This is a genomic window from Pedococcus sp. (assembly GCF_036554925.1).
Taxonomy (GTDB): Bacteria; Actinomycetota; Actinomycetes; order Actinomycetales; family Dermatophilaceae; genus Pedococcus_A.
The window spans coordinates 1-20572 of sequence record NZ_DATBMI010000021.1 but is presented as its reverse complement, the minus strand read 5'-3'; the positions used below and the strand labels follow the sequence as shown (position 1 = coordinate 20572).

The 20572-nt window shown below is 72.7% G+C and carries 18 protein-coding genes and 2 tRNA genes; 10 read left to right on the top strand and 10 right to left on the bottom strand.

The genetic code is table 11. From position 1 onward, the window contains the following. Positions 1-19: 19 nt before the first annotated feature. From VIB11_RS01595 to VIB11_RS01570, 6 genes are all read right to left on the bottom strand, one after another. Positions 20-868 carry a Nif3-like dinuclear metal center hexameric protein gene (locus VIB11_RS01595; RefSeq protein WP_332027714.1) on the bottom strand — a complete coding sequence of 283 codons (849 nt, stop codon included), beginning with the start codon at positions 866-868 and terminating at the stop codon, positions 20-22. Position 869: 1 nt separating this feature from the next. Next, positions 870-942 (bottom strand) — tRNA-Val (locus VIB11_RS01590). A 67-nt stretch (positions 943-1009) separates the two neighbouring features. Continuing rightward, on the bottom strand, positions 1010-1492 hold the full coding sequence (locus VIB11_RS01585) for a peroxiredoxin (protein WP_332027712.1): 483 nt from the start codon (positions 1490-1492) through the stop codon (positions 1010-1012). A 21-nt stretch (positions 1493-1513) separates the two neighbouring features. Continuing rightward, positions 1514-1942 carry a DUF3052 domain-containing protein gene (locus tag VIB11_RS01580; protein WP_332027710.1) on the bottom strand — a complete coding sequence of 143 codons (429 nt, stop codon included), beginning with the start codon at positions 1940-1942 and terminating at the stop codon, positions 1514-1516. A gap of 136 nt (positions 1943-2078) precedes the next feature. Next, complete coding sequence (locus tag VIB11_RS01575) at positions 2079-3587, bottom strand: PH domain-containing protein (protein ID WP_332027709.1); 1509 nt, start codon at positions 3585-3587, stop codon at positions 2079-2081. 53 nt (positions 3588-3640) lie between these two features. Further along, complete coding sequence (locus VIB11_RS01570) at positions 3641-4150, bottom strand: PH domain-containing protein (RefSeq protein ID WP_332027707.1); 510 nt, start codon at positions 4148-4150, stop codon at positions 3641-3643. 47 nt (positions 4151-4197) lie between these two features. Between VIB11_RS01570 and fdhD the strand changes: the two genes are divergently transcribed. Continuing rightward, positions 4198-5049 (top strand): formate dehydrogenase accessory sulfurtransferase FdhD, encoded by an 852-nt coding sequence (gene fdhD / locus VIB11_RS01565; protein WP_332027705.1) that lies wholly within the window; start codon positions 4198-4200, stop codon positions 5047-5049. A gap of 42 nt (positions 5050-5091) precedes the next feature. Here the strand turns inward: fdhD and VIB11_RS01560 are convergent, their stop codons facing one another. Next, on the bottom strand, positions 5092-7143 hold the full coding sequence (locus VIB11_RS01560) for an acyltransferase family protein (protein WP_332027704.1): 2052 nt from the start codon (positions 7141-7143) through the stop codon (positions 5092-5094). A 251-nt stretch (positions 7144-7394) separates the two neighbouring features. Here VIB11_RS01560 and aceE point away from each other — a divergent pair, with 251 nt between their 5' ends. Beyond that, positions 7395-10160 (top strand): pyruvate dehydrogenase (acetyl-transferring), homodimeric type, encoded by a 2766-nt coding sequence (gene aceE / locus VIB11_RS01555; protein ID WP_332027702.1) that lies wholly within the window; start codon positions 7395-7397, stop codon positions 10158-10160. Between the two features lie 215 nt (positions 10161-10375). After that, positions 10376-11248 carry an NAD(P)-dependent oxidoreductase gene (locus tag VIB11_RS01550; RefSeq protein WP_332027700.1) on the top strand — a complete coding sequence of 291 codons (873 nt, stop codon included), beginning with the start codon at positions 10376-10378 and terminating at the stop codon, positions 11246-11248. Positions 11249-11299: 51 nt separating this feature from the next. Here VIB11_RS01550 and VIB11_RS01545 read toward each other — a convergent pair whose 3' ends face one another. Next, complete coding sequence (locus VIB11_RS01545) at positions 11300-12436, bottom strand: glycerophosphodiester phosphodiesterase (RefSeq protein WP_332027698.1); 1137 nt, start codon at positions 12434-12436, stop codon at positions 11300-11302. Between the two features lie 199 nt (positions 12437-12635). On the opposite strand from VIB11_RS01545, the gene VIB11_RS01540 reads away from it, so the two are divergent. From VIB11_RS01540 to VIB11_RS01515, 6 genes are all read left to right on the top strand, one after another. Beyond that, positions 12636-13853, top strand: coding sequence for a helix-turn-helix domain-containing protein (locus VIB11_RS01540; protein ID WP_332027696.1), 1218 nt, complete (start codon positions 12636-12638; stop codon positions 13851-13853). 78 nt (positions 13854-13931) lie between these two features. After that, positions 13932-14900, top strand: a complete 969-nt coding sequence (locus tag VIB11_RS01535; protein WP_332027694.1) for an ACP S-malonyltransferase — start codon at positions 13932-13934, stop codon at positions 14898-14900. 4 nt (positions 14901-14904) lie between these two features. Beyond that, positions 14905-15927, top strand: coding sequence for a beta-ketoacyl-ACP synthase III (locus tag VIB11_RS01530; RefSeq protein ID WP_332027692.1), 1023 nt, complete (start codon positions 14905-14907; stop codon positions 15925-15927). Between the two features lie 73 nt (positions 15928-16000). Then, on the top strand, positions 16001-16249 hold the full coding sequence (locus VIB11_RS01525; protein WP_332027690.1) for an acyl carrier protein: 249 nt from the start codon (positions 16001-16003) through the stop codon (positions 16247-16249). 91 nt (positions 16250-16340) lie between these two features. After that, entirely contained in the window at positions 16341-17585 is a 1245-nt protein-coding gene (fabF, locus tag VIB11_RS01520; RefSeq protein WP_332027688.1) for a beta-ketoacyl-ACP synthase II, read from the top strand. A gap of 126 nt (positions 17586-17711) precedes the next feature. After that, a complete protein-coding gene (locus VIB11_RS01515) occupies positions 17712-18278 on the top strand; it encodes a hypothetical protein (protein WP_332027686.1) in 567 nt (188 codons plus the stop codon). A gap of 38 nt (positions 18279-18316) precedes the next feature. Here VIB11_RS01515 and VIB11_RS01510 read toward each other — a convergent pair whose 3' ends face one another. Both VIB11_RS01510 and VIB11_RS01505 read right to left on the bottom strand, forming a co-directional pair. After that, positions 18317-19288, bottom strand: coding sequence for a hypothetical protein (locus tag VIB11_RS01510; protein WP_332027684.1), 972 nt, complete (start codon positions 19286-19288; stop codon positions 18317-18319). Between the two features lie 84 nt (positions 19289-19372). Then, positions 19373-19888: a DUF3145 domain-containing protein gene (locus VIB11_RS01505; RefSeq protein WP_332027682.1), complete on the bottom strand. Its 516-nt coding sequence runs from the start codon at positions 19886-19888 to the stop codon at positions 19373-19375. 415 nt (positions 19889-20303) lie between these two features. Between VIB11_RS01505 and VIB11_RS01500 the strand changes: the two genes are divergently transcribed. After that, positions 20304-20377, top strand: a tRNA-Ile gene (locus VIB11_RS01500). Positions 20378-20572: the final 195 nt, after the last annotated feature.

The following is a 20572-nucleotide window of genomic DNA, read 5'->3' as shown; positions in this document are numbered from 1 at the left end:
TGTCGGGACGGGTCGGCTTTCAGGGCGTGCCTCCAGGGGACTCAGCGCCGACCGCGAACTCCCACGGGTCGGTGCGCAGTGTGGATATGTGGGTGTCCACCGTAGTGCCCGCCCGGCCTCCCGCGGCAAGCGCGTCGCGCAGGAGCTGCTCGGCGCCGGCGAGCCACAGGGACTCGGTGGCCCAGTGGCCGGCGTCGACGACGTAGGGGGTGCCCCCGCGGGACTCCTCGCGGGCCTCGAGCACCGGGTGGTGGCGCAGGTCGGCCGTGACGTACACGTCGGCACCGCTCGCCCGCGCGGCCCCGAACATGTCGTCCCCGGCGCCACCCATGACGGCCACCCGCTGGACGCTCGCCTCCGCGGGCCCCGCCACCCGGATGCCGCCCGCGGCCCGGGGCAGCGCGGCATACAGGCTCTGCGCGAAGGCCGAGAGCGAGACGGGTGCCGGGAGCATCCCCACCCGGCCCAGCGGCTGCCCCTCCACCACCGCGAGGGGCTCCACGGCACCCAGTCCGCACGCGTCGGCCAGTGCGTCGTTGACCCCGGGCGAGGCGACGTCGGCATTGGTGTGGGCGACGTAGAGGGCGATGTCGTTGACCACGAGGCTGGTGACGCTCGCGCCCTTGGCCGTGGTCGTCGCGACGCTGTGCACGCCGCGCAGCAGCAGCGGGTGGTGGGTCACGAGGAGGTCCGCGCCCAGGGCCCGGGCCTCCTCGATGACCGCCAGGGTGGGGTCGACGGCGAAGTGGATGCGGCTCACGGGCTGCTCGAGGTCGCCGGAGACCAGGCCCACCTGGTCCCAGGACTGGGCGGTCTCGGGCGGGTAGAGGCCCTCGAGGGCCCGGACGACGTCGGCGAGCGTCAGCACGTGGGCCCGGCCGGTCTCGAACCGACGACACCCGCGGTGTAAACGCGGTGCTCTACCAACTGAGCTACAGGCCCCAGGGACGTGCCGAAAGGTACCCCATCGGCACGCTCCGCCGTCAGTCGACGGCGGTCCGGAGAGGCGTCAGCGCAACGCCGCCAGCGCCTCGTGGTAGCCGGAGAAGTCGCGGGCCTGGCCGATCTCGTTGACCAGCGACCACCGCACCACGCCCTCGCGGTCGATGAGGAAGGTGCCGCGGGTGGCGGCGCCGGCCCGCTCGCTGAAGACGCCGAAGTCCCGGGCCACCTGGCCGTGCGGCCAGAAGTCCGAGAGCAGGGGGAAGAAGTAGCCCTCCTTGTCGGCCCAGGCGCGCTGGCTGAACATGTGGTCGCACGAGATCGCCAGGACCTGCACGTCGTCGCCGACGAAGGCGCCGAGGTCGTCGCGGATCTCGCACAGCTCACCGGTGCAGATACCGGAGAACGCGAACGGGTAGAAGACCACGACCACGTTCTTCTCACCGCGGAACTCGGCCAGCGACACAGGGGTGCCGTTCTGGTCCCGGAGGGTGAAGTCAGGGGCGACGTCGCCCGCAGAGAGCGCGGTCTGGTGGATCGTCTGCGTCATGTCCCCAGTCTGCCAGCCGGATCAGCGACGGGCGGACCTGGGGGCGACCAGCCGGGTGGCGGCCCAGTCCTCGCAGGCGTTGACGCTGCCCGAGGTGTGCAGCCCCGCGGTCGTCGCGGCCTCCTCGATGTCGCTCGCGTCGACGTGGCCCGCGCGGCCCGCCTTCGGTGTCAGCACAACGATGAAACCGTGGTCCGCGAGGTTCGTCAGCGCGTCGACCACCGCGTCGACGAGGTCGCCGTCGTCGTCGCGCCACCAGATCATGACCGCGTCGGCCACGCCCCCGTAGTCCTCGTCCTCGAGCTCCGTCGTGGTGAGGTCCTCGATCGCGAAGCGCAGGTCGTCGTCGACGTCCGCGTCATAGCCGAACTCCTGGATGACCTGGCCCGCGGTGAAACCCAGCTTGCCCGCTGCACTCCCCGGCGCCGCCGCTTGCGCGGAGGTACTCACAGCCCTCGCCTCCTCGTACTGACCTGTGCCGCACAGTCCACCCGGTCCCGGGCGGTTTGCGCAACCGATTGGGCAGATTCCACACCGTTCGGCTGATCGGCGCGCGGCGAGCCGCCAGGTGGACGCTCCGGCACGGTCACCGCGCCCGGCGCCGGGCGACGCTGGACCGGGCCACCTGCCCGTTGAGCAGCAGCTCCGCGTCGGACTGGTCGAGGTGGCTCACCTGGGGGCGGGCACGCCCCGGGGTCGAGAGCAGCTCCACGCTGGCGAGCCGCAGCCTGCGCTGCAACGGCCCCTGCCTGACCCGCAGGGACTGGATCCGCGCGTGCGGGACGAGGTGGGTGAACCGGCGGGCCCGACCCCCGCGCACCAGCACGGCGTCGGGGGTGACGGCATACCCGTGGCGGACCCTCACGAGCGGGCTGAGCCACACGGCACGCTGAGGGGCCACGACGTATGCCGCGGGGCCGGGCTCGGCCCCGACCATCCCCTCCAGCACGGCCCGGGGGTCGGCACCGGGACGCAGCAGGGTGACGATGCGCAGCGCCTCGGCGCGGGTCCCCACGGGCAGCACCACCGAGTCGCTGTCGTCGGCGCTGGGCCCCACGCCGGCGACGTTCACCTCGACGCGCCACCAGTCCGGGAGCCGCCAGAACATCGGCTGGCGCAGGGACACGACCTGGATGCGGTGCACCGGGACGCTGCTGGCCTTCAGGTCGGTGAGGCCCCGGCGGACCTGGATCCCGCCACGGTCGCGCACCAGCTCGAAGTTCCACTCCTTCACCAGGCTGCCCACCGTGTTGCCGCCCACGGCCAGGACGGCGGGCCCGAGGAAGGCCACCATGCCGCCGCGGCCGAGCGCCATGGCCGTGACGAGGGTCGGCACCGCTACGACCAGGAAGAGCGTCTGGCCGCGGTAGAGCGTCGCCTGCACCAGCCTGGCCGTCGGCACCCGCACGACCGTCTCCTCGGCAGACGCCCCGACCACACCCCCCGCCTGCTGGAGCCGCGCCGGGGAGACCCCCGGCCGGTCGCCCGCCCCGGCCCCGCCCGCGGCCGGCGCTCCGCCACCCGCGGCGCCCGCGCCGCCGACCGCGCCGCCGCCCTCCGGACCGCTCGGCGGTGCACCGTGGTCGGCGTTCGCTTCGTCGCTGCGGCCGGCCAGGGCCATCAGCCGCGCCCGCACGTCGTGGGCCTGGGCCTGGTGGAGGAAGGCGAGCCGCGCGTCGGACCCGCTCCCACCGGCGGCCTGGACCCGCACCTCGGACAGCCCCGCGAGCCGGGCGAGGAGGGGCCGCCGGATGTCCACCGCCTGGATCCGGTCGTAGCGCACCTGCCGGTGCTGGCGGAACACCAGGCCCGTGCGCACCTCGAGGGTGCTCTCACCGACCCGGAACCGTGACACCCGCCACGAGAGCCAGCCGAGGAGGACCACCATGAGCACGACCAGCGCGGCGCCGAGCGCCAGCCACTGCAGCGGCGCGCCGGTGGGCACGTCGGAGCGCTGCCCGAAGAGGGCGTCCACCTGGTTCCCGATGACCCACGCGGCCACCGCGAGCAGCGTCACCCCGCCGCGCAGCAGCGGTGACAGCGGGTGGAACCGCTCCCACGGGTGGTCGCTCGCGGCGGCCGGACCCGGGTCCACCCGGGGGGTGTCCCCGTTCTCGGCCGGCGGGGCGCCGGCCCCACTGGCCTGGCTCACAGTCCGGCCCGCTGCGACTCGCCCCGCTCGGTGAGACGCGTCCGCAGGGCCTCTGCCTCCGCGAGCGGCAGCCCGGGGATGCTGCCCCCGCTGCGGGCGGCCGCGGTGTGGATCTCGACGCTCGCCAGGCCGAAGTGCCGGGCCACCGGCCCCGACTGCATGTCGGCGAGCTGCAGCCGCCCGTAGGGGATGCTCACGAGGCTGCGCCACAACCGTCCGCGCCGGATCACCAGCTCCTCCCCCTGCTCGGCGAAGCTGATGGCACTGACCTGGCGTCGCACCAGCCACAGCAGCCAGAGCCAGACCGCCGCCAGCCCGGCCGCCGCCCAGAGCAGGGGCCGCCACCCGGCGGCGATCCCGACACCGGCGAGCAGCGCGGCGGCGGGCACGCACACCGCCGTCGCCACCACCGACCGTGCGGTCGCCAGGCGGGGTGAGACCCCGCGCCACTGCGGGCCGCCCTCGCCGTACAGCCCCACGGTCTCCCACCCCTGCGCGCTCTCCACGGCACCACTATCGGGCATCGCCGCACCCAGCGGCATACAGTGCCGCTGTGGGGCGCGTGACGAAGAGGGTGCCGAGCACCCGCGTCGTCGTGGGCGACGCCGACGACGGCCCCGTCGCGAGCGCGACGAGCCGCCCGGACACGGTCGCCGTCGAGGAGCCGCTGGCGATCCGGGTCGAGGGGCGACCCGTCTCGGTGACGATGCGCACTCCCGGCGACGACTTCGACCTCGCCATCGGCTTCCTGCTGACCGAGGGGATGCTCGAAGAGGCCGCCCAGGTCCGGCAGGCGACGCACTGCCGCGACGAGGACGAGACCGGCTCCCCCACCTTCAACGTGGTCGACATCGCCCTGGCGCCGGGCACCGCGCTCGACACCAGCCGTGCCGAGCGCTCCTCCTACACCTCGAGCGCCTGCGGGGTCTGCGGGAAGACCAGCATCGAGGCCATCCGGGCCACCACCAGGTATGCCGTGGCGCGCGACACCGCCGTCTTCGACCCTGCCGTGGTGGCGGGGCTGCCGGAGGCGCTGCGCTCGCGCCAGCGCGCCTTCGACCGCACCGGCGGCCTCCACGCGGCCGGGCTGCTGACGGCCACGGGCGAGGTCCTCGCCGTCCGGGAGGACGTCGGGCGGCACAACGCCGTCGACAAGGTGGTCGGGTGGGCCGCCCGGGAGGGACGGCTCCCGCTGTCCGGCCACATCCTGGTCGTCAGCGGCCGCGCGAGCTTCGAGCTGACCCAGAAGGCGGTCATGGCGGGGGTCCCGATGCTGGTCGCGGTCTCGGCGCCCTCGTCGCTCGCGGTGGAGCTGGCGACCGAGGCGGGCCTGACCCTGGTCGGTTTCGCGCGGCCACCGCGGATGACCGTGTACGCCGGCGCGCACCGGCTCGGGCTGGCCTGACACCGGGACGGCGCCGCGCACGAGCCGTCCACCGGCGAGCGGCTACAGGGCGGCCTCGATGGCCTTCCGCAGGGGCTCCGCAAGGGTCTCGCTGAAGCTCATGGTCAGGTGGTGGTTGTCGCGGTAGATCACCTTGCCGTCCTCCATGACCGGGCAGGTGTCGTCCGGGCACAGGCGCTCGGTCAGGTCGACGAAGCGCACCGCCTTCGGCGCGGCGGCCTTCTCCGCCTTCGCGAGCGGCTCGTCGAGGTACGTGTGGCCGGCCCGCGGGAAGTCGCACTTGCTCGCGTCGTTGCCGTTCTTCGACAGGCAGGCGGGGACGTCGACATCGGGCCGGGGCACGTCACGGATGACGAGGATGCGCGGGGCCGCGGACGCGAGCCTCGCGAAGCTCCGGGCCGAGCCCTCCTTCCAGACCGCGCCCACGGTCTCGGGGGTGGTGCGGCTGCCGTCCGGGTTCAGCGCCAGGCTGCGGTAGTCCATCCAGCGGCCGACCACGACGGCGTCGAGGTCCTCGATCGAGCCCACCCGGTCGAGCATCTGCGAGCGCCAGTCCGCGCACGCGGTGTACTCGGCCTTGTTCTGCTTGATCCAGATCGGCACGTCGCTGACCGTGCAGGAGTTCTTCATGAAGACGTAGACGGTCCACCCGCGCTCCTCCGCGAGCCTCTTCAGCGCGGGCTGCCAGTGCTGGGAGTGCGAGTCTCCGATCAGGGCGACCTTCCGCTTGCCGTTCACCGGGCCCAGACGGCAGTCCTCCGCCGGCGGGACCTTCACGGTCTGCACGCCGTTGTTGCACTCCTTGAGGATCTGGGGTGTGTCCTGGCGGGCCTGCTCACCCGCGCCCTGGCCCGCGGCGCCGGCGACGGTGAGACCGCCGGCCCCGATGAGCGAGGCCGCGACGAGGGCACCGCCGAACTGCATCGAGCGGCGTCGCGACGCCTTCAGCGCGCTCGCCTGCCGCATGGGCTGCTCGACGAGGTAGTGGCTCGCGACCGCGAGACCGAAGGAGAGGGCGACGGCCGCGAGGACGACCGGCCAGCTCGCGTGGGTGGCCGCGGACGTGCCGTCGGCGGCGACACCGGTGGAGGCCGCACCGAAGCGCGCGTTCGCGATGACGAGCACCGGCCAGTGCCAGAGGTACCACGCGTACGAGACCCGGCCGATGTAGCGCGGAACGGGGTGCGACAGCGCCCGGGAGACCCCCTCGTCCGGCAGGCGGGCGCCCGCGGCAATGAGCGCCGCGGTGCCGAGCACCGGCACGAGCGCCGCGGTGCCGGGGAACGGTGTGCTCTCGTCCATCAGCAGCGCCGACGCGACGATCGCGCCGAGCCCCGTCAGCGACAGGGCCCACGCGGCGCGGCGGGTCAGCAGTGGCAGGACGGGACGGGCCAGGGCGAGTGCCGCGCCGATGCCGAGCTCCCAGGCCCGGGTGTGCAGGCCGAAGTAGGCGAACGGGCTGCCGCTCCCGGAGAGCTGCCACGACACGACGAGCGAGGCCACGACGACGACGCCGAGGGTCAGGCCGATGCGGCGGAACACCACGGACCAGGCGCGCTTGGCCAGCCCGGAGCGCCCCGCGAGGAGCAGCAGCAGGAGGGGCCAGACGACGTAGAACTGCTCCTCCACGCTCAGCGACCAGAAGTGCAGGACGGGGCTCTTGTCGGTGTCGGCCATGTACTGCGTCGACTCGGACGCGAAGCGCCAGTTCGCCCCCCACAGGGCGGCCCCGACGAGGTCGGCGGCGATCCCCTTGCGGTCGATCGGGGGGATGAACAGGAAGACGGCGACCGCGGTCGCCGCCAGCACGAGGGTCGAGAGCGGCAGCAGCCGCCGGATCCGCCGGGCGTAGAACTCGCTGAGCGAGATGGTGCCGGTGCGCGCGACCTCGTCGACCAGGAGCCCGGTGATGAGGAACCCGGAGAGCACGAAGAACACGTCGACGCCGACGAAGCCGCCGCTGACGAGGCTGACGCCCGCGTGGAAGGCCACCACGAGGAGCACCGCCACGGCGCGCAGTCCCTCGATGTCCCCACGGAAGCGTTGACGACGCGCCCGCCTCGTCTGAGGCGGGGCGACGTCCGGGCGGGTCATCGTGGCAGTAGGCATACAGCGGCTCAGTATTCCGGTGACACCCCCCGCGGTTCCAATTCGCAGGCTTGCCCCGGGCGTGTCCCCGGGCCCCTCCGTGCGGGGCCGGCGCTCCGACCGTGACCGTCCTCACGGCGGGGTCGCCGCATACTGGGAGGTAGCCGGACCCGGTTGTGACCTGCACCTCGTTTCGGGGGAAGATGGATGTGGTCGCCGGCACACCTGCGGCCACCACCTGAGAAAGGACCTTCGACGTGGCCGCACGCGATCAGGCCGGGCCCATCCTCAACGGCCTCCCGAGCCAGCTCCCCGACATCGACCCGGAGGAGACCCAGGAGTGGCTTGACTCCCTCGATGGCGCCATCGACGAGGGCGGTCGCACCCGCGCGCGCTACCTCATGCTCAAGCTGATCCAGCGCGCCCGCGAGCAGAACCTCGGGGTCCCCTCGCTGACGGCGACCGACTACATCAACACCATCCCCCCGGAGCGCGAGCCGTGGTTCCCCGGCGACGAGGAGGTCGAGCGCCGCTACCGCGCCTGGCTGCGCTGGAACGCCGCGGTCATGGTGCACCGGGCGCAGCGCCCGGACATCTCGGTCGGCGGCCACATCTCGACGTACGCCTCGGCGGCCACGCTCTACGAGGTGGGCTTCAACCACTTCTGGCGGGGCAAGGACCACGAGGGCGGCGGCGACCAGGTCTTCTTCCAGGGCCATGCGTCCCCCGGCATGTACGCCCGCGCCTTCCTCGAGGGCCGGCTCACCGAGGCGCAGCTCGACGGCTTCCGCCAGGAGAAGAGCCACCTCGTCGACGGGAAGCCGCTCGCCCTCCCCTCGTACCCGCACCCGCGCCTCATGCCGGACTTCTGGGAGTTCCCGACCGTGTCGATGGGGCTCGGTCCCCTGAACGCCATCTACCAGGCGCAGTTCAACAAGTACCTCCACAACCGCGGCATCAAGGACACCAGCCAGCAGCACGTCTGGGCCTTCCTCGGCGACGGCGAGATGGACGAACCCGAGTCGCGCGGCCTGCTGCAGCTCGCCGCCGGTGAGGAGCTCGACAACCTCACCTTCGTCATCAACTGCAACCTGCAGCGGCTCGACGGCCCCGTGCGTGGCAACGGCAAGATCATCCAGGAGCTGGAGTCGTTCTTCCGCGGCGCCGGGTGGAACGTCGTGAAGGTGGTCTGGGGCCGCGGCTGGGACCCGCTCCTCGCCCAGGACCGTGACGGCGCCCTGGTCAACATCATGAACCAGACGAGCGACGGCGACTACCAGACCTTCCGGGCCAACGACGGCGCCTACGTGCGCGAGCACTTCTTCGGCCGCGACCCGCGCACCCGCGCGATGGTCAAGGACTGGAGCGACGACGAGGTGTGGTGGAAGCTCAAGCGGGGCGGGCACGACTACCACAAGGTGTATGCCGCGTACAAGGCCGCGACGGAGCACACCGGCCAGCCGACGGTCATCCTCGCGAAGACCATCAAGGGCTACGGCCTGGGCAGCCACTTCGCCGGGCGCAACGCGACCCACCAGATGAAGAAGCTGACCCTGGACGACCTCAAGGGCCTGCGCGACAGCCTCAAGCTCCCGATCAGCGACGAACAGCTCGAGGCCGACCCGTACCGCCCGCCGTACTTCCACCCCGGCGACGACGACCCGGCCATCGCCTACCTCAAGGAGCGCCGCCAGAAGCTCGGTGGCTCGCTGCCCCGGCGCGTCGTGGACCACAAGCCGCTGCACCTGCCGGACCCGTCGTCCTACGCCGTGGTGAAGAAGGGCACCGGCAAGCAGCAGGTCGCGACGACCATGGCGTTCGTGCGGCTGCTCAAGGAGCTCATGCGCGACAAGGAGTTCGGCAAGCGGGTGGTGCCGATCATCCCCGACGAGGCGCGGACGTTCGGGATGGACTCCTTCTTCCCGACGATCAAGATCTACAACCCGCACGGGCAGCACTACACGTCGGTCGACGCCGAGCTGATGCTCGCCTACAAGGAGTCAGAGCAGGGTCAGATCCTGCACCTCGGCATCAACGAGGCAGGCTCGCTGGCGGCCTTCACCGCCGCCGGCACGTCCTACGCGACGCACGGCGAGCCGATGGTCCCGATCTACATCTTCTACTCGATGTTCGGCTTCCAGCGCACCGGCGACTCCATCTGGGCCGCTGCCGACCAGATGACGCGCGGCTTCCTCATCGGGGCCACGGCCGGCCGGACCACGCTGACCGGCGAGGGCCTGCAACACGCCGACGGCCACAGCCCGCTGCTCGCCGCGACGAACCCGGCGGTCGTCTCCTACGACCCGGCCTTCGCGTTCGAGATCGGCCACATCATGGAGGACGGCCTGCGTCGCATGTACGGCGACAACGCGGAGAACGTCATCTACTACCTGACGGTCTACAACGAGCCGATGAGCCAGCCGGCCGAGCCCGAGCACGTCGACCGCGAGGGCATCCTGCGCGGCATGCACCTCTACGCGCCCGGCAACAGCGAGGGCCTCGGCGAGCACCCGGCGCGCGTCCAGCTGATGGCCTCCGGCGTGGGGGTGCCGTGGGCGCTCGAGGCGCAGGAGCTGCTCCGCAACGACTGGGGCGTCGTCGCGGACGTCTGGTCGGTCACCTCGTGGAGCGAGCTGCGCCGTGACGGCCTGGCCTGCGACGAGCACCGCTTCCTCCACCCCGACGAGGAGCGCCGCGTGCCCTACGTCACGCAGCGGCTGCGGGAGACCCGCGGCCCGGTCGTGGCGGTGTCGGACTACATGCGCCAGGTCCAGGACCAGGTCCAGCCGTGGGTGCCGACCGACTTCGCCTCCCTCGGCGCGGACGGCTTCGGCTTCTCCGACACCCGCCCGGCGGCGCGGCGGTTCTTCCACATCGACGGCCCGTCCGTCGCCGTGCGGGCGCTGCAGATGCTCGCCGACCGCGGCGAGGTCGACGGCAACCTCGCCCGCGAGGCCGCGTCCCGCTACCGCCTGCTCGACGTCACCGCCGGCACGTCCGGCAACGCCGGCGGGGACTCCTGACCGACCCCGCTCCCGCACGACCGGTATGCCGCCCGCTCACCCGAGCGGGCGGCATACCCGCATCTGGGGCCCGCTCCGCCGAGGTGCTCCCGGCGCAAGGTTCGCCCAACCTCTCTCCTGGTGGCGAAGCTTCGCCCCTCCCGAAACCTTCGCCCAAACGTTGCCGCGTCCGCACTCGGCGCGCCGCGTGCGCAGCGTGCGGCGAGGATGGGTCCATGTCGACCCACTCCCCCGACCAGCCGGGGCGCGTCGCCGTCACCGGAGCAGCAGGCCAGCTCGGCCGTGCCGTCGTGCGCCACCTGCGTGAGACCGGCTGGGACGTCCTGGCCATCGACCGCCGCAACCCGGAGGGCGAGGGAGAGTTCCTGGCCGTCGACCTCACCGACTACGGCCAGGTCCTTCCCGCGCTGACCGGTGGCGTCGACGAGCACGGCCCCGTGGACGCGGTCGTGCACCTTGCCGCGATCCGGGCCCCGGGCCTGGTGCCCAACGCGACCACGTTCGCCAACAACGTGCCCTCGACCCACAACGTCTTCGCGGCGTGCCGGGCGGCCGGCGTCCGCAACGTCGTCTGGGCCAGCAGCGAGACGGTGCTCGGCCTGCCGTTCGACACCCCGCCGCCGTACGTGCCGGTCGACGAGGAGTACCACCCGCGCCCGGAGTCGACCTACTCGCTGGGCAAGACGCTCGAGGAGGAGATGGCGCGCCAGTTCTGCCGCTGGGACCCGCGGCTCAAGATGGTCGGGCTGAGGTTCTCCAACGTCATGGACCCGCAGGACTACCAACGGTTCCCGGACTTCGACCGCGACCCGCACCTGCGCAGGTGGAACCTCTGGGGATACATCGACGCCCGCGACGGGGCGCAGGCCGTGCGGCTGGGCCTCGAGCACGACGCCACCGGGGCCGACGTCTTCGTCATCGCGAACGCCGACACGGTGATGAGCCGCCCGAGCGCCGAGCTGATGGCCGAGGTCTTCCCCGAGGTCGAGGTGCGCCGCGAGCTCGGCGAGCACGAGACGCTGCTGTGCATCGACAAGGCCCGCCGGGTGCTGGGCTACGAGCCGCGGCACTCCTGGCGCGACGCGTAGCCCAGCACGCCGTGGCCCACACCATGGGCCAGCGCACCGTCACCCCGTGGGTCAGCCCTCGCCGAGGAACTCGTCGCGGGCGACGACGCCGGTGTCGGGGTTGTCGGTGAACAGCCCGTCGATCCCTGTGCGCAGGAAGGTCACCTGCTCGTTCACCGCCTTGCCGTAGGCGTTGGGGTCGGTGCCGACGCGGAAGTCGGCGGGCAGGAACTGGTTCTCGTTGCGGAACGTGTAGGGGTGCACCTTCAGTCCGGCGGCGTGCGCGTCGGCCACGAGGCTGGTCGGCTGGCCCAGGGTGCCGTCGCTGCGGCGCGGGATCACCTGGTTCTTCTCCGGCCCGACGCCGTTGAGCCACTTCGCGAGCGAGCGCAGGCTCTGCGGCCGGAGCAGGTCGGCGTAGGTGCGGGGGTCGCCCTTGGCGACCAGGTCGTGGGGCGCACCGGTGGCGCTGGTGAGGAGGACGAGCGGGGCGCGCACGCCGTCCACCTGCCGCATGCGCTGCAGGTTGGTCAGCTCGAACGACTGGATGAAGATCGGCGCCTTCGAGCGGTCCAGGCCGGCCCCGCGCACCTGGCGCACCAGCGGGGTCTCGAGGTCGAGGTCGATCGAGGCGAAGTAGGTGGAGTGCTTGGTCTCCGGGTAGACGCCGACGGGGCGCCGCAGCTCGCGGCTGAGGCGCTCGCGCAGGCGCAGCACCTCGCCGAACGTCGGCACCTCGTAGCGGCCGTCGTACATCGTGTTCTCCTGGCGCACCTGCGGCAGGCGCTCGACGGCGCGCAGGGTCTTCAGCTCCGCGAGCGTGAAGTCCTCGGTGAACCAGCCGGTGAGCGCCTTGCCGTCGATCGTCTTCGTGGCGCGGCGGCCCGCGAACTCGGGGCGACTCGCGACGTCGGTGGTGCCGGAGATCTCGTTCTCGTGTCGCGCGACGAGCACGTGGTCCTTGGTGGAGACGAGGTCTGGCTCGATGAAGTCGGCGCCCATCCGGGCCGCGAGCTCGTAGGACGCGAGTGTGTGCTCCGGGCGGTACCCGGAGGCACCGCGGTGCCCGACGACGAGCGGGCGGTCCATCTGGGTCTGCACCGTGGCCGGGGCCGGCCGGGTGGCGGGAGCCGCACTGGCGGCCAGGTGGGCGGGAGCCGAGAAGCCCAGCGCGGCGGTCACGGCGAGCACGGTCAGGATTCGGGTCATGGCGGTGACGCTAGGAGGATTTGTCATGGTTCGGCCGTCCTCGCGGTGGCGGTCGGGTGAACACCACCGGTCCCTTCCCCGACCCCTTCCACCACCGGGCGAGGTCCCCTGCACGACTGCTCACCCAGCCCCGCCCCGGCGCGGCCGGTGAGGTGCCCCATGCCGCCCGTTGTGGGCGGCATACAAATAGAGTGTCGGTATGCCGTCCGGGCGAGCCCACACCTCCGCCGCCACGCTGCGCCGGGTCGAGCGCAGCAGCGGCGACCTCTCGAGCGCCGCGATCCGCCGGATGGAGTCCGGGCACGACTGGTACCGCGCCCTCTCGGCCGAGGACCGCTCCTGGGTCGGGCTGGTCGCACAGGCGGGCATCGCCGCGTTCATCGCATGGCTGCGGGACGGCGGCGGGCAGCAGCCCGTGACGGCCAACGTCTTCGGCACGGCACCTCGGGAGCTGACCCGCTCGGTCAGCCTCAAGCAGACCCTCGACCTCGTCCGCTCGGTGGTCGACACCGTCGAGGAACACGCCGCGGAGCTCGCCGAGCCCGGCGGGGAGCAGGCGCTGCGCGAGTCGGTGCTGCGGTACAGCCGCGAGATCGCCTTCGCGGCGGCCGAGGTCTACGCGCAGGCGGCCGAGGCCCGGGGCGCGTGGGACGCCCGGCTCGAGGGCCTGGTCGTCGATGCCGTCCTGCGCGGCGAGGCCGACGACTCGATGCAGTCCCGGGCGAGCGCCCTCGGGTGGGGCAGCACGACCCGGGTCGCGGTGGTCGCCGGCAGCACCCCGCAGGGCGGCTCCGAGGGGGTGGTCGACGGGCTGCGCCGCTCCGCGGCCCGGCTGGGCGTCGACTCGCTGGCCGCGGTGCAGGGGCGACGGCTCGTGTGCATCCTCGGCAACGTCGAGGACCCCCTCGCCGCAGCGCGCGAGCTCGGTGACCACTTCGGCGAGGGCGCGGTCGTCGTGGGGCCCACCGTGCCGCACCTCTTCGCCGCCGGACGCTCGGCGCGGGCCGCGCTCTCGGGCCAGTCGTGTGCCCACGCCTGGCCGGAGGCTCCGCGGCCGGTCTCGGCCGACGACCTGCTCGCGGAGCGCGTCCTCGTCGGCGACCAGGCTGCCCGCGTGCTGCTCGTCGAGCGGATCGTCCGACCGCTGTCGGACAGCGGGGGCGCGAACCTGCTGCAGACGGCCGCCGCGTACCTCGAGAGCGGCAGCGGGCTGGAGAGCACCGCCAGGATCCTCTTCGTGCACCCCAACACGGTCCGCTACCGCCTGGGCAAGATCGCCGACGCCATCGGGTACGACCTCACCGACCCCCATGACGCCCACACGGTGCGCATCGCCCTCGCGCTCGGACGCCTGGCCACCCCGCCCCACCGGGCGGCGCGGGTGGCGCCGCCGCCCGACGGCACCCGCTTTTTGTAGGAACCCTCCAACGACGCTTCGAGATGTTCGTGGCCTTCGGTCACGGTAGCGTCACGACCGGGACGGGAGGCTGGTGACGTGCTCGCGATCGTCTGCCCTGGACAGGGCTCACAGACCCCCGGATTCCTGGCGCCCTGGATGGAGCTGCCGGCCTTCCGGGAGCGACTCGAGTCGCTGGCCGAGGGCGCGGGACTCGACCTGGTCGCCCACGGCACGACCTCGGACGCCGAGACCATCAAGGACACCGCGGTCGCCCAGCCGCTGATCGTCGGTGCGGGCCTCGCCTCCGTGGTCACCCTGCTGCCGGACGGTGACCTCGCCGACCACGTCGGCGTGGGCGCCGGCCACTCCGTCGGCGAGATCACGGCCGCGGCCGTCGCGGCGGCGCTCTCCGAGACCGACGCGATGGCGTTCGTCCGCGAGCGCGGCACCGGCATGGCCGCCGCGAGCGCGGCCACCCCCACCGGCATGAGCGCGGTGCTCGGCGGCGACCCCGCCGAGGTCGCGCAGGCGCTGGAGCGGCACGGCCTCACCGCGGCGAACGCCAACGGGGCGGGTCAGGTCGTCGCGGCCGGCACGCTCGAGCAGCTCGCCGCGCTCGCGGCCGAGCCCCCGGCGAGGGCGCGGGTGATCCCCCTCCAGGTGGCCGGGGCCTTCCACACGCACCACATGGCGCCTGCCGTGGACGCGCTCGCAGCTCAGGCGCGTGGTTTCGCCACGGCACGCCCGGCCATCCCGCTGGTCTCCAACGCGGACGGCGAGGTCCTGCAGGACGGCGCCGAGGTGCTGGCCCGACTGGTGAGCCAGGTCAGCAACCCCGTGCGCTGGGACCTCTGCATGCAGCGGCTGCTCGACCTCGGCGTCACCGGGATGATCGAGCTGCCGCCCTCCGGCACCCTGGTCGGGCTGGCCAAGCGCGGCATGCCGGGCGTGGAGACCCTCGCGCTGAAGACGCCTGACGACCTCGAGGCGGCCCAGCGGATGGTTCGCGAGCACGGCCGCGCCGCTGCCGCCGCGGCATCCACCTCTGACGACCAGAAGGCCTGAAACCATGAGCACTCCCTCCCCCAAGGGCACCGGCACCCTGCTCGAGCCGAGCGGCGCGCGTCATGCCCGCATCCTCGGCGTCGGCGGCTACCGCCCCGAGCGCGTCGTGCCCAACTCCGAGATCGTCGACCTGATCGACTCCTCCGACGAGTGGATCCGCGAGCGGTCCGGCATCATCAGCCGCCGGTTCGCCGCGCAGGACGAGTCGGTCGTCGACATGGCCGAGCACGCCACCCGGCAGGCCCTCGAGGCCTCCGGGCTCGAGGCCGCACAGGTGGACGCCGTGGTCCTCGCGACCGTCACCCACCCGTACCAGACCCCCGCGGCCGCACCGATCCTCGCGGACCGCCTCGGCATCCAGGGGGCGGCGTTCGACATCTCCGCCGCCTGCGCCGGGTACTGCCACGGCATCGCGCTCGCCAACGACATGGTGCGTGGCGGCAGCGCGCAGCACGTCCTCGTCGTCGGGGTCGAGAAGCTCTCGGACTTCACCGACCCCACCGACCGCGGCACCGCGTTCATCTTCGGCGACGGCGCCGGCGCCGCGATCGTGGGCCCCTCGGAGACCCCGGGCATCGGCCCCACCATCTGGGGCTCCGACGGCTCCCAGTGGCGCACCATCTCGCAGCGCGACAGCTGGGTCGAGCTGAAGGAGGCCGGAGGGGTCGGCTCGCCGGCGATCGGGATGGCCGGGCAGTCGGTCTTCCGCTGGGCCGTGTGGGGCATGGCGCCGGTGGCGCAGAAGGCGCTCGACGCCGCGGGGGTGCGGGCCGAGGACCTCGACGCCTTCATCCCGCACCAGGCCAACATGCGGATCATCGACGCGATGGTCAAGCAGCTGAAGCTGCCGGAGGACATCGCCGTCGCCCGCGACATCGCCGAGACCGCCAACACGTCCGCCGCCTCGGTGCCGCTGGCCACCGAGCGCCTGCTGCGCGAGGGCGAGGCGCCGCACGGCGGGCTGGCCCTGCAGATCGGCTTCGGCGCCGGCCTCGTCTACGCGGCGCAGGTCGTCGTCCTGCCCTGAGAGAGCTCCCGCCGGTCTGACGGGTAATCGGGCCAGTCCACCGCACCATCCCACCCACCAAGGAGCGACACAGATGGCACAGAGCGAGCAGGAGATCCTCGAGGGTCTGGCCGAGATCGTCAACGAGGAGACCGGCCTGGCCACCGACTCGGTGCAGCCCGACAAGTCCTTCACCGACGACCTCGACATCGACTCGCTGTCGATGATGACGATCGTCGTCAACGCCGAGGAGCGCTTCGGCGTGCGCATCCCCGACGATGAGGTCAAGAACCTCAAGACCGTGGGCGACGCCGTCGGCTTCATCGCCAAGAACCAGAGCTGACGCCGCGCGGGCGCCGGGTCGGGGGCCCAGCCCCCGGGCCCGGCGCCGGCACCGGCCCGACGACCCACCTCACGAAGGAGCAGATCCGTCCATGACCGCCACCCGACGCGTCGTCGTCACCGGCCTCGGAGCCACCACCCCCGTGGGTGGGACCGTGGCCGAGACCTGGGACGCGATCCTCGCGGGCCGCTCCGGTGCCCGTCCCATGACCTTCGACTGGGTCGAGAAGTACGACCTCCCGGTGACCTTCGCAGCCACCATCAAGACCCCGCCCGAGGACGTCCTCACCAAGGTCGAGACGCGCCGGCTGGACCCGTCCGCCCAGTACGCCATGATCGCCTCGCGCGAGGCGTGGGCCGACGCCGGCTCCCCCGAAGTCGAGCCGGAGCGCCTCGGCGTGGCCATCGGCACTGGCATCGGAGGCGTCTGGACGCTGCTCGACCAGTGGGACAACCTGCGCGAGAAGGGCCCCCGCCGGGTCTTCCCGCTCGCGGTCCCGATGCTTATGGCCAACAGCCCGGCCGGCAACGTCTCGCTCGAGCTGGGAGCGCGTGCCGGCGCGCACGCGACCGTGTCCGCCTGCGCCTCGGGCGCGGAGGCGATGGGCTTCGCCCTGGAGATGATCCGTGCCGGTCGCGCCGACGTCGTCGTCGCGGGCGGGACCGAGGCCGCGGTCCACCCGCTGCCGTTCGCCGGCTTTGCCGCCATGCAGGCCCTGTCCAAGCGCAACGACGACCCCGAGCGCGCCTCACGCCCCTACGACACGGGCCGTGACGGCTTCGTGCTCGGCGAGGGGGCCGCCGTCATCGTCCTCGAGAGCGAGGAGCACGCGCGGGCCCGCGGCGCCAAGATCTACGCCGAGATCGCTGCGGTCGGGATGTCGGCCGACTCCCACCACATCGCCGCTCCCGAGCCCGAGGGGGCAGGCGCCTCACGGGCGATGGTGGAGGCGGTCGAGCGAGCCGGTCTGACGCCCTCGGACATCGTGCACATCAACGCCCACGCCACCTCCACGCCGGTGGGCGACGTCGCGGAGTCGAACGCGATCCGCCGAGCCTTCGGCGATGCCGCCGACGGTATGCCGGTCAGCGCCACGAAGTCGATGACCGGCCACCTCCTCGGCGCGGCCGGGGCGCTGGAGGGGGTCCTGACCGTCCTCGCCCTGCACCACCGGGTCGCACCCGCGACCATCAACCTCGACACCTTCGACCCGGAGATCCGCCTCGACGTGGTCAGCGGGGAGGCACGCAAGCTCCCCGAGGGTGACATCGCTGCCCTCAACAACTCGTTCGGCTTCGGCGGCCACAACGTCGCGCTGACCTTCAAGAGCGTGTAAACACAGGCAATCGGCAACGGCCGCAGGACGGAGGGTCACCCGTTTGGGTGACCCTCCGGCGTTTTTGCGCCAGCACATTTCCCCGCTCCCCTAGCGTGGGCGCGCTCGCTGTAGGGGGAGGTTTCCGTGAGCGTTGCCTGGAGTGCCGGGTCGGGGGTCAACCGCTACTTCGCAGACAGGTCTCTGCCTGGGCGGCTCTCATCCGCCCTGTGGTCGTTCTCCCGCCGTGACCCGAGGGCATGGCGGTCGCTGGCCGTCAACGTGGGCCTGCTCGCTGCCGGCATGCTCTGCTTCTACCTCACCTCACGCCACCGCGACGCCCCGGTGGTCCGCGACGACCTCGCGCTGATCTGCCTCAGTGTCTTCGCGCTGATGGCGGTGGTGTCGTACCTCGCCTGGGAGTGCTCGACCCTCGTGCGGGTCCGCTCGCAGGTCGCCAGGCAGACGCCCGCCGGGGCCCTGCTGACCAGCTCGTTCGGCCCCCGGGCGCTGAGGGTGACGACTCCGGGCATGAGCTACGAGATCCCCTACGCCTCCATCACGCGGGTGGCGCGCATCGGCGACGTCCTGGTGATCAGGTCGGCGAACGACCTGGTCATGGCCCTGCCGATGGAGCTCGTGCCCCCGCAGGGGCTCGAGCTCCTCACCAGCAAGGTGGCGGGTGGGCCCCTGCGCGAGCCGTCCTACTCCTGACGGACGCCCCGCCCGCGCTCCGGGCAGGCCGGCGCGGATCAGTCGTCGTCGGTCGTCTTGGTTGCCGACGGCCGCGGCTTCTTGCGGGTCGGACCAATCGTGATCGTGAACAGGCTGCTGGTCGTCGGTGACGCCGTGCTCGTCGTCTTCGACGGCTTGGGGGGCCTCGGTCCTGCCGTGGTGGTCGTGCGGGTGCCACCACGCGCGACCGACGTCGAGCTCGGCGGCCGGGTGGGCGCCTCCGACCGGGCGACAGCTGTCGCCGCGGTGGTCGGCGCCGTGGCCTCGGCCGAGGGCACGCTCGGGGCCGGTCGCCGCGGCGCCGAGGTGGCGTCGGTCGGCCCGGATGGCGTCGCGGGGGTGGCGCCTGCAGACGCGGCGGGTGCCGTGGGAGCGCTGGGCTGCAGCACGAGGGCCAGGGCGACCGCAGCCGCCGCTCCCGCCACCCAGGCGGCCGAGAACGCAGGTCGGGGCGTGGTGAGGTCGCGACGCTCGCGCAGTGCGGCCCTCCCCCCGGTCGGTGCACCGTCGGTGGGGCTGGTCTCAGCGGCGCCCACGCTCACGGCGGAGGCGGCCCGCCGCGTCCACACCGCGAACAGCACGAAGGCAGCAGCCACCACGGCCCACAGGGCCCAGCAGCCGAGCGCCGCGGGAACCGAGAGCCCGGTGCTGGTGATCAGCCACGCGATGTAGACGAGGCCGGCTGCCCCGCCGTTGGTGGCGAGGGTCCAGACGGCATGCCCCCAGGCCGACAGCCGGCCGGTGAACGCCAGCCAGGGCACACCCGCCCACCACAGGCCGAGGGTCGCGAGCAGGAGCTCGGTGTGGTCGCGGAACGGCCAGAGGATGGCTGTCGCGGCCACGAGCGGGACAGCGGTGACGAGGGCGCGCGGCACCACGGGCGAGCCGCCGCCGTGACGGCGGCGGCCATGGCCGCCGTGCTTCGTGAGCAGGAATCCCAGCGCGCCGACGGCGGCAGCGACGAGGGCCAGGACGACGAGGGTGGACACACATACCTCCCGGGTCAGTCCGATCGGCGCGCCACGCTACCCGAGATGTCCATGATCGCGAAGTTCAGCCCGATCTGGGCAGGCTCACCCCACCTTGTGGAGCCAGCGCACGGGCGCCCCGTCGCCGGCATACCGGAAGGGCTCGAGCTCGAGGTCCCACTCCACGCCGAGCAGCTCGTCGAGCATCTCCGCCATCGCCTCCGGCGACCCCTGGCTGAGCCGCAGGACCTCACGGAGGCGGTCCTCGTTGACCATGGCGTCACCGGAGGAGGACGTCAGCGTGTGGTGGATGCCGAGGCTGGGAGTGTGGGACCAGCGTGCGCCATCGCTGCCGGCACTCGGCTCTTCGGTCACCTCGTAGCGCAGGTTGTCCCAGCCGCGCAGCGTCGAGGCGATCTTGGCGCCGGTGCCGGCTTCGCCGGTCCACGAGAACTCTGCGCGCACCAGCGCGGCACCGGCAGGTTGAGGGGTCCACTCGAGGCTGAGCCGCTGCCCGAGCACGGACTCGAGGGCCCAGACGATATGCGGGCACAACGCCTTCGGGGTGGAGTGAATGAACACCACCCCGCGCGTCATGACACGCGGCATCGCGACAGACATCCGGTCCTCCTTGTGTGCGAGGGACGTCTTCCCCAACGACCTCTGCACACCCGGCCAACCGGATGGTCCTGGAACGCGTGCGCCCCGGCGGGTGCCGGGGTGCTGCCGTGCTGCGCCCCATTGAACACCAATCTTCACATCGACACCACCATTACCACTCATGTCGTCGAGGGCGTCGCACCCACGGCCCCGGGGGTGTGCCGCAGGGCCCCCGCGGCACCTCCCCGCCCGGCGCCTCGTCAGGTGGTGGCACCGATCTTCACGGTGCTCCTTGGTCGGGATCGGGAGAGCACCACCGTCGGAGGGGCGCCTGTGGCGACCGCAGGCCGACGCCATGAGCCGCCTGTCAAGGGGCCGGCGCCGGGCGCGATATCCTCGCAGCGCCCGGTGGCGCCGGCCATGCCGCCGCGCACTGGGGGCAGTAGCTCAGTCGGTCAGAGCAGCGGACTCATAATCCGTCGGTCGTCGGTTCAAGCCCGACCTGCCCCACCCCGCCCCACCTTTCTGTCCCAGTGGCCTATGCAGCCACACTGCGGCCTCCCCGAGACGCCTCGATCTCGCCGCGGTGGCGCATTTGTGGCACATGGGAATCAAGCGCGGCTCTGCCGCGGCGCGGGGCCCCGCGATGGGTCCCGCGCTGCGGGCGCTTCGCGGCCTGCATGCACCCCACCGCACCCCGCGCAA